Consider the following 1,321-nt stretch of genomic DNA (forward strand, 5'->3'; position numbering starts at 1 on the left):
AATGATTGCTTTACATAAACGATTATCTCGTAACAGCCGCTCTTTGTTGATCATTTCAAACCTTTATTCTCTAAGTTAAACCTCTTTTTATTCTCAATAGCGTGACAAAAAATGCAAGTCTCTATTCAGCAACTAGTTTAATGTTCACTAATCGTGTTCAATGGGTAGCCCATAGGAATGATATGGTAAAGAAAATCAGGAAAGAACAGAAATTAAAACTTGGTAAAGGCAAGGGATTCGGTTTTTAAAACATACAGGAATAATATGATTACTCGTAATCAAAAAAAAGAAATAAATAAGATAATGAATAAGCATCCTGATAGATGTTCTATATGCAAAGAGTATTTTGATAATGATGATCGTGTTATTTACACTGTTTTTGGCTATGACAAATATAATCGAATGCAGTTAACTACTGGATGTTGTTCTGAATTTATTATTAGACCTATCTCTCTTGGGATGTGTGGTTGTTTTGACCCAAACGATTACGAAGAAATACTAAAAGATCATCCGCTAGCAGAATCTTTTTTTGAACAAAAATCTGTTAAAGATAGTGATTGATTATGTGAGGTTGAGAAATAACATCTCAACCTCACATAAAATCAACGGAAAAAGTTAAATACGTGGAACGCAAAGAAGAAAATAACAAAGGCAATTAACATGTAGTAGCTCAGACTTGATCTGACAGTTACCGGTTATTTATACAGTATCTGTCAGGCTAAATTTGATTTAAATCTTTTTCTCTCCAAATTTGTTTTCCATCGTGTAAAGTTGCTATGGGTGTTCGACCGCAACACATTTTTCCTTGATGAGTACGCTGGTTATTGTATTCCTCTAACCATTTATCTAAATCAGTTTGTAATTCCTCTAAATTACCGTAGATTTTCTTACGAAAAACTACCTGGTAGAACTCTTGTAATACGGTTTTATGAAAACGTTCACAAATTCCATTAGTTTGAGGCGAGCGTGCCTTAGTTTTTGTGTGATCAATATCGTTGATAGCCAGATAAAGTTGATAATCGTGATGCTCAACTTTACCACAATATTCACTACCTCTGTCCGTCAGTATACGTAATATCGGTAATCCATGTTGGGCATAAAAAGGCAGAACCTTGTCATTTAATAAATCCGCAGCAGTTATCGAACTTTTCGTTGTGTAAAGTTTACAATGAACGACTTTGCAGTAAGTATCAATATAAGTTTGTTGGTAGATACGACCAACACCTTTTAAATGACCAACATAAAAAGTGTCCTGCGACCCCAGGTAACCCGGATGTGCTGTTTCAATCTCACCACTGGCTTCATCATCCTGTGCTTTCTT

The 1,321-nt window shown here is 34.4% G+C and carries 2 protein-coding genes; one reads left to right on the forward strand and one right to left on the reverse strand.

Going from position 1 to position 1,321, the window contains the following annotated elements:
* Nucleotides 1-264 precede the first annotated feature (264 nt).
* Nucleotides 265-561: a hypothetical protein gene (locus CBG25_RS14990; protein WP_290604290.1), complete on the forward strand. Its 297-nt coding sequence runs from the start codon at nucleotides 265-267 to the stop codon at nucleotides 559-561.
* 157 nt (nucleotides 562-718) lie between these two features.
* Here the strand turns inward: CBG25_RS14990 and CBG25_RS14995 are convergent.
* The coding region (locus tag CBG25_RS14995) for an integrase core domain-containing protein (RefSeq protein ID WP_290603686.1) at nucleotides 719-1,321 on the reverse strand (603 nt) is incomplete at its 5' end.

The sequence above is a fragment of the Arsenophonus sp. ENCA genome (genome assembly GCF_002287155.1).
Lineage (GTDB): Bacteria > Pseudomonadota > Gammaproteobacteria > Enterobacterales > Enterobacteriaceae > Arsenophonus > Arsenophonus nilaparvatae.

Excerpts from the sequence above, each read along its gene's own strand:
- CBG25_RS14990 (WP_290604290.1), top strand. The coding sequence starts at position 265 with ATGATTACTCGTAATCAAAAAAAAGAAATAAATAAGATAATGAATAAG.